The following is a 7,781-nucleotide window of genomic DNA, read 5'->3' as shown; positions in this document are numbered from 1 at the left end:
CGACATGATGGCGGACTCGCTGAAAGGCCGGACGCGGCTGATCCGGTTGTGGCTGGCACAGGACCGGGCTTGTCCAGTTTGCTGTCAGATGATTACGAAATCCAGTGGGTGGCGTCTGTTCCACGAGATTCGTAAAATCGACGGTGGCACGGATGTGGTCGGTAACCTGAAGATGCTACATCCAGACTGCCATCGGAACGCGCGTGCTCTCAGACACTCAGTTGTGGAACCGGCTTATTCCTTATAGGCTTTGAAAGGCTTGAGCGGAGTGCGGGGAAACTTGCACGCTCCGTTCTTAGGGGGCGGCGGCGCAGCAATGCGCCGCTGCTACCCGGCGACGCCGTCAACGAGTCGTGAGGTCACGGGCGCTTGTTGTCGATCGTCGATCTACTCAGAAAAGTTGCCCGCCGAGCGGCTTCAGATTGGTGAGCTTGACAGCAGTCAGGCGCTCCGAGCCATCAGGGTGAATCGATCTGATCATCACGCGTTGGCCTCGTGCTTCACCCAGGACCTCGACGATGCGATCGCCATAGCGTGCGATGGTGCCGCGCGGCGGCTTTCGCCTCATGGTGTTGGATTTGGCAGGAGAGGGCATAGAAAAAATGGCTGCTGCGACGTAGGCATTATGCCAAGCCCTCTATCGGAGCCAAGCGTTTGCCACTTTGCTCAGCGCACAGCGGATTCAGCTGAAAAGGCGTAGTCTGAAACCACCGGCAATGTCCTTCGGCGCATTGAACCGCTCATCCCTCGTGATGCCGCTGGCAAGCTCAGCCCATTGCTCGGTCGCAATGCTTCCTGACACACCACCATGCCTAACAAACACAAGCACCCGAAAAGCGCCCGTCGTGCGCCGCTCACTCGGACGCAGTTGTCGCCCATCGCGCCGAGCACCGCACGCAAGGAAGTGCGCTGCCACTTTCAGCGGTCACCCACAGTGAAGAAAAAACTGAGTCGTAACGGTTAGCTTCTACAAAGCCGTTCGATAACGTCAGTGATGTCAGCAAGCAGGACCGGTTTGTGGAGCACTATGGCTTGGGGCGGCAGGCGGCTTTGAAAATCTGCGTCGGCCAACATCCCGGTTGTGAATACGACTGGCACGCGCGGGTACATTTCTTCAATTACTCGGGCCAATAGAGCGCCATCCATGCCGTGCATGCCCAAGTCGGCGATCACAATGTCCGGAATCGTAACTTCGAACACGCTTAAGGCTTCTACGCCACTCCTCGCGAGCGAAACGTGATACCCCGCTGCGGCGAGAAGTTCGCTAAGAGAGATGCGAAGCTCCTGGTCTTCGTCAACGAGCAGGATGCGCGCAAGGCCGGAGGACAGAACGAATTCGTCGGTCGAGTGGACACGGGTATCGTTGTCGGTAGACTCGGTGGTGGCGAGCTCAACAATGCGAAGGCACACGACAACCGCCGTACCGTTACCCAGACTGGTCTCCACTCGCGCAACGCCACCGGCGGCAAGTGCGAAGCCGCAGACCTGAGCGAGCCCGAGTCCCGTGCCTTTGCCTTCGGCTTTGGTCGTGAAAAACGGCTCGAATGCGCGCTCCGCGATTTCTGGGGGCATGCCTGGGCCGTCATCGATCACGGACAGCTCGACGTATTCGCCTGCGGCAAGCCCCGTGTCAGCCGAAAATTCCCGCTGTATGACCCGACGCGTACGCACGGTAATCGTGCCGGTGCCATCAAGCGCGTCGCGCGCATTGATGACAAGGTTGAGCACCGCTGCTTCCAACTGGGCCGGGTTGCACTTCACAAGACATTCGTACGTGCCAAGCTCGAATTCGATGCGGATACCGGTCCCGAGTGTGCGACCCAGCAATTCACGCATGGCGGCCACATGCTTGGAAACACAGAGCTCTTCCGTTCCGGTTGACTGGTCTCGCGAGAATGAGAGGATCTGCGCAATTAAATCAGCTCCCTTTCGTACGGCGTCCAGGCCCGTCTGCGTCCAACGCACGACCTGGTCGGGTTCAGTGGACTTACGCTTCGCAAGTTGAAGGCTCGTACTGATCGTCTGCAGCAGATTGTTGAAGTCATGCGCTACGCCGCCGGTGAGCTGCCCGACAGACGACACGCGCTGTTGCCTTCTCAACGCGACGTTGCTGCTGTCGTCATCAGCCAGTGCGCGGCTGATTTTTTCTTGTATCGCCTGACTTCGCGTTTCGCTCTTTAATTCAGATTCGCGCGAGTGAAGCAGGCGCGCGGTCTGCCTGGCGAGCGTCTTGAGTGCCTCCAACTGGCGAGATGAGAGTGTTCGAGGCGTGCGATCAATGACGCACACTGTCCCAAGCGCCTGTCCGTCATCCGACACAATGGGTGCGCCAGCGTAGAACCGAATATGGGGAGCGCCCGTGACCAGCGGGTTGTCGCAGAAGCGCTCGTCGGCCGCCGCGTCATTGACAACCAGTACTTCGGAAGGTCTCAGGATGGAATGCGCACAGAAGGCCTGATCACGATGAGTCTCTTGGACGTCCAGCCCGATGCATGCCTTGAACCATTGCCGCTCGGCGTCAATCAGCGACACGAGTGCGATGGGCACATCGCAGATCGTCGAGGCGAGTTGGACGACGTCGTCGTAGGAAGACTCCGGTAGCGTGTCAAGGATGCCGAGATGCTGAAGTGCCGCTAATCGCGCGGATTCGTCTTGGGGTAGTGGCGCCGGTCGATGAGCCATGGGGATGGACGATGCACGGTCGGATGGTTGCTCGATTATATCCACTCAACTATTGACCGGGAGAGGTTGATGCCGAGGTGGCGCAGGGTTCTGTAGGAATTGGATGTCTGTGACCCACTTAGAGCCCGTTTCGAAGGTAGTGCCAGACAGGGTGTGTCAGGTTTAATCCTCGCATACACGTGCCTTTGCAGCCATGGTCGCGGCAGACGACGGATTCCCCCGCCGTTGAACCATGCGCAAAAGTGACTTTTCTTCCTCTGTGGTATCCAAAAGGCCTCTTCAGGCGATGCCTTCCTTCTCGATCTGCCTGGCGAGGTCGGCCAATTGATGCGAAATCTGGACTGGAGGCAGAGTCCGTTCGGTCCGGTCGCCGGTTGGTCGCCCGCACTGCGCTCCGCAGTCGGCATCTGCCTGAATTCGCGGTTTCCAATGGTGTTGTATTGGGGCGAAACCCGTGCGCTGATCTATAACGACGCGTGGGCGCCGGTCCTCGGGGGCAAGCACCCTTGGGGACTTGGACGGGCGGGAACGGCGATATGGGCCGAAATCTGGGACATCATTGGTCCGATGTTTGACCAAGTGATGAATGCTGGCCAGGCGGTGTGGTCGGACGATCAGTTATTGCCCTTGCATCGCTTTGGGTAACCGAAGAATGCTATTTCTATTACAGCTAAAGCCCCGTGCGCGGAGAGTCTGGCGTAGTAGAGGGTATTTTTTCTGCTGTCACGGAGACGACCTACCGCGTGCTCGCGGAACGGCGCGAGCGTTTGTCGCGAGAGATCTCCGAGGCGACAGTTATTGCGCGATCGGCCGAGGAAGCCTGCAATGCAGCCCTGCGCTGCCTCGACCATCTTCCTGAGGAAGCGCCGTTCAGTCTGGCCTATCTGTACGACGCGGACGATACCACCTTGCGGCGCGTAGTTCGCGAGCACGTAGCCGACTTGAGCGATCCGGCCGTCGATCCGCAATTTGCACTGGACGTTATCGCTGAAGGCGCCACGCCGCCGTGGGAGTTGGATCAGAGCGAGCCTAGCAAGATTGACATCGATGCATCGCTCGCGCAGCGCTTGCCGCATGCGCCCTGGCCGGAACCGCTAGTCGAAGCAGTCGTGCTTCCCATTCCCAGTTTGCCCGGCAGCCGTCCCTACGGTCATCTCGTGCTGGGCGTGTCAGCGCGTCGTCGATTTGACGCTGCTTATCAGTCGCTCTACGTGCGTATCGCAGGCCACATTTCGACTGCTATCCGTAACGCCCGGGCATATGAGGCAGAACGACGGAGTGCCGAACAACTTGCCGCACTCGACGAAGCCAAAACAGTTTTTTTCTCCAACGCAAGCCATGAGTTTCGTACGCCGCTCACCCTGATGCTATCGCCCGTTCAGGCGATGGTCGAGCGCGCTGCAGGGGCGAGCACGGTCGAGGTATCCAGCGCTGAGCTCGCGCTGGTGGAACGCAATGGACAGCGGTTGCTGCGCCTTGTCAACAGCCTGCTCGACTTCTCACGTATCGAGGCCGGCCGTGCTGCTATCGCCTGGCAGCCTGCGGATCTCGCTGCGCTAACGAGGGACCTCGCCAGCGCGTTTCGTTCGACCATGGAACTGGCCGGGCTTGCCTATACAGTCGAGGCCGAGACCCTGCCGCACCCTGTGTGGATCGATGCAGAGATGTGGGAAAAAATCGTTCTCAACCTCGTGTCGAACGCGTTCAAATACACGCTCGCGGGGGGTGTCTCCGTGAAATTGAGCGATCTCGGAGATTGTGCTGAACTGGCCGTGTCGGACACGGGCGTGGGCATTCCAACATCCGACCTTCCACTCATATTCGACCGTTTTCATCGTGTCGAGGGGCAAAGCGGGCGCACGTTCGAGGGCACCGGTATTTGACTGTCGCTGGTCAAGGAGCTGACAGGACTGCAGCGCGGATCGGTGACGGTGGAGAGCGAGGTGGGAAACGGAACAGTCTTTCGCGTGCGGATACCTTATGGACGTCCGCCCGATCTGGATGTTCAAGCCCATCGGGTGCCTTTGCAGTCTACGGCGACACGAGCGGACACTTTCGTCGCCGAGGCGCAACGATGGTTGCCCGACGAAATTCGCAAGCATGATCTGAACGAATCGGGCGGACTTGAGGCGGCAATCTCGGCTTACGTGGCGGGGACCATGCTTCTCGCGGATGACAATTCTGATATGCGCGACTGCGTCCGACGGCTCCTTGAAGAACACGGCCTAACCGTGATCCCGGTTGCAGACGGCGAAGAAGCGTTGGTCACGCTGTCAGAGAAATCGGTTGATCTGCTGCCTACGGATGTGATGATGCCCCGTCTCAATGGCTTCGAACTGGTTGCGGACCTGCGTGCCGATCCGAGGTTAGTGACGCAGCCGATCATCATGCTCTCCGCACAAGCGGGTGCACGCATCGATACCGCTTATTCAGCGGTGGAGCGTGGCGGTCGCCTTGCCTCGCAGCTTCTTTCGTTCGCACGTCGACATCCAATTGCACCGGTGGTCGTGAATCTGGGCAAGCTGATCAAGAGCTTTGATGAACTGCTGCGCCACGCAATGGGCGAAACAACCGAGGTCGTCCTATTCCACGCGTCCGATCTTTGGAATACGCGCATTGATCGTGCGCACATGGAAAATGCGTTGCTGAACCTCGCAATTAACGCCCGAGACGCAATGACATCCGCCGGAACGCTGACCATCACGGTCGAAAACGCGACGATCGAAAACGCACAACCACAACTCGATGGTCCAGGAAATGGCCAATACGTGCGGCTTTCGGTCAGCGATACGGGGTCAGGCATGCCCCCTCACGTGAAAGCGCGCGTGTTCGAACCCTTCTACTCGACCAAGCCAGAAGGTAAGGGTACGGGGCTGGGGATGAGCATGGTGTACGGGTATGTTCGCCAGGCCGGAGGCTTCATCTCGATTGATAGCGAGATTGGACAGGGCTCTACGATCACGATTTGGTTACCGGCTGTGTTCGACGAAGAATCGCCGCTGGTCCGAGACTTGGAAGAATCACCAACCGGAAATGGCGAGCGCGTCCTTGTCGTCGAAGACGATGCGTCTGTTCGACGGACCGTTACCGACATGCTCAGGACAATCGGGTATGAGACGATTGAAGCGGAGCATGCCGATGCCGCCGCGCAGCTGCTACGCGCGGGTGTAATCATCGACTTGTTATTCACCGATGTCGTTATGCCTGGCAAGATGACGAGCTCTGAATTGGCAGCACTTGCGCGTAGAACCCATCCGCACGTAGGCATTCTTTTCACATCCGGCTATGCCGAAAATCGCATCGCGCATGGTGGCTTGCTGGACGCTGGCGTGCAGCTTTTGAGCAAGCCATACGCAAGCTCGACGCTTGCGCGAAGGCTCAGGCAGGTGTTCTCGTCGGCACAGTCGAATATGAGTTTGACGACATCCGTCGTGAAAGATGCCTTGGAGCAAACAAGAAGTCCTGCGCGAATTCTGTTTGTCGAGGACGACGACAACCTTCGAGACGCGACGATCGCGCTCCTTTCCACATTACCTGTGCAGGTGACCGCATGCCCGGACGCGGAGGCGGCCGCTCAAGCGTTCGATACGCCTGAAGCGTTCGACATGCTCGTTACTGATGTCTCGCTCTCGAAGATGAGCGGCATCGAGTTGGCTCGGGCACTGCGCAACGTACGTGCAGATCTACCCGTAATCTTCATCACTGGACATGAACTCAATGAGATGGGTGATGGTATGCACAACGCCCAAATTATTCGCAAACCTTTCGATATCAGCTTGCTTGAGCAGGCGATCAATCGTTTTGTTGGGGCGACCGGGTAATACGTGTATCAATGGAATTCGAGAAGGCATGGATCGACGTGTGGGATGTCCGGCGGTGTCTGGCCCAAAAATGGAAGCGCGAAATTGGTGACAGGCTTGGATCCCTAGGATACCGGTTAGACGGCGCGTCTCGTCTCTCGCGAGTTGTTCTGTTGTCAGTTGGCCCTTATAGCCGGCCGAAGCAAAATATCGATCGACCGGACCCGTCGCAACACTGTTGGCGAGAATCGCTTTGACGGTTGGAAATCCAACCCACACTTCATGCCGCGCGAAGAGGCGGCCAGTGCACGCAGCGAGAACCGGCGCGTTTCGCCTTATAGCACGCCCACGCGTCCGATCTGAGAGCTGACCATCATGGGCAAATGCAATCGTGAGCGCACAGTACCGGTGAGCGCCGCGTCGCTCGTCGCGCTGCGCGCGCATGGGCTGACCGATCGCGAATTTGGCGCTGAGCGCGGTGAGCTGGCACTGAGCAGACCTTTGCTGTCACCGGTGACGATTCCCTGGACGCCAGCCTCGCGGGAGCGACATCACGGTGGACATCACGGGTCACATCACGGCGTGCAGACGCACCTAAGCGAAGCGCACGATGGAGAACAAGCGAGCAACGTGAAACCGACGAGCGCTCTTGACGAAGCCGGTTACACGGCCGACGGTCTAAATCGCCTGATCGCTCGCAAGCTCACACTTTTGGTCGAAACCATGGACGACCTGGACCTCGAGGAGCGCATGCGCGTGGGGCAGTTCAATGCCCACGTCTTTCGGCATACCTTCGGCACGCAGTCCGTGGCTGACGACGTGCCAATGACGTGGTCCAGAAGGTCTTGGGTCATGCGTCGCTGCGAACCACGACTGTGTATGTCCAGGCCGAGGAGCAACGGGTCATCGAAAAAGTCGCGCGCTATTACGCCAACGCGACAATTGAGGCGCAAGCTAAGTGAACGGCTGCGAAGTAAAATTAGGAAAAACAAGGAACGAGCTAACCCTTTGGGCAGGTGAGGGCCGGACACTCAATAAATGGCAAGCGCATCGGGCATCAGTTCCCGGTTCTCGAGCTGACGCGAAGATCGTGGGCGCAGTGCCGAACGAGAGCAATGAAACGTAAAAGCTTGGCTGCAAAAGCGCCGTGTACGCTGGCTTCAACCAGCAAAGAACCCTCCAGGGAATCAGACTGCACTGATTTGCGGCGCTCGCGTGTTGACCTGATCGCGCTTTGGATCGAATGTGAACACGCCGCACGCTCGATAGGCGATCACGACGCCCAGATATGGGAGTTTG

7 protein-coding genes are annotated in these 7,781 nt (G+C 58.4%); 5 read left to right on the top strand and 2 right to left on the bottom strand.

From position 1 onward, the window contains the following. The first annotated feature begins 4 nt into the window (after positions 1-4). Entirely contained in the window at positions 5-247 is a 243-nt protein-coding gene (locus P7F28_RS33805; RefSeq protein ID WP_368860321.1) for an HNH endonuclease signature motif containing protein, read from the top strand. A 144-nt stretch (positions 248-391) separates the two neighbouring features. On the opposite strand, the gene P7F28_RS03285 is transcribed toward P7F28_RS33805, so the two are convergent. Then, positions 392-595, bottom strand: a complete 204-nt coding sequence (locus P7F28_RS03285; RefSeq protein WP_277183012.1) for a hypothetical protein — start codon at positions 593-595, stop codon at positions 392-394. Between the two features lie 365 nt (positions 596-960). Then, positions 961-2,682 (bottom strand): GAF domain-containing protein, encoded by a 1,722-nt coding sequence (locus P7F28_RS03280; protein WP_277183011.1) that lies wholly within the window; start codon positions 2,680-2,682, stop codon positions 961-963. A 327-nt stretch (positions 2,683-3,009) separates the two neighbouring features. Between P7F28_RS03280 and P7F28_RS03275 the strand changes: the two genes are divergently transcribed. From P7F28_RS03275 to P7F28_RS03255, 4 genes are all read left to right on the top strand, one after another. Beyond that, on the top strand, positions 3,010-3,327 hold the full coding sequence (locus P7F28_RS03275; RefSeq protein WP_277183010.1) for a hypothetical protein: 318 nt from the start codon (positions 3,010-3,012) through the stop codon (positions 3,325-3,327). Positions 3,328-3,425: 98 nt separating this feature from the next. Further along, complete coding sequence (locus P7F28_RS03270; RefSeq protein WP_277183009.1) at positions 3,426-4,565, top strand: GAF domain-containing sensor histidine kinase; 1,140 nt, start codon at positions 3,426-3,428, stop codon at positions 4,563-4,565. 195 nt (positions 4,566-4,760) lie between these two features. Further along, complete coding sequence (locus P7F28_RS03265; RefSeq protein ID WP_277183008.1) at positions 4,761-6,503, top strand: response regulator; 1,743 nt, start codon at positions 4,761-4,763, stop codon at positions 6,501-6,503. Between the two features lie 1,094 nt (positions 6,504-7,597). Further along, a partial coding sequence (locus P7F28_RS03255; RefSeq protein ID WP_277183007.1) for a hypothetical protein occupies positions 7,598-7,781 on the top strand: 184 nt, incomplete at its 3' end.

It is taken from the genome of Caballeronia sp. BR00000012568055 (assembly GCF_029439455.1).
Classification (GTDB): domain Bacteria; phylum Pseudomonadota; class Gammaproteobacteria; order Burkholderiales; family Burkholderiaceae; genus Caballeronia.
The sequence above is the reverse complement of the archived record's forward strand: the minus strand, read 5'-3'. Positions and strand labels throughout refer to the sequence as shown.

What these genes read in the sequence shown, in the direction of transcription:
- P7F28_RS03285 (WP_277183012.1), bottom strand. Translation starts at nt 595, where the DNA reads ATGCCCTCTCCTGCCAAATCCAACACCATGAGGCGAAAGCCGCCGCGC.
- P7F28_RS33805 (WP_368860321.1), top strand. Translation starts at nt 5, where the DNA reads ATGATGGCGGACTCGCTGAAAGGCCGGACGCGGCTGATCCGGTTGTGG.
- P7F28_RS03275 (WP_277183010.1), top strand. Translation starts at nt 3,010, where the DNA reads ATGCGAAATCTGGACTGGAGGCAGAGTCCGTTCGGTCCGGTCGCCGGT.
- P7F28_RS03280 (WP_277183011.1), bottom strand. Translation starts at nt 2,682, where the DNA reads ATGGCTCATCGACCGGCGCCACTACCCCAAGACGAATCCGCGCGATTA.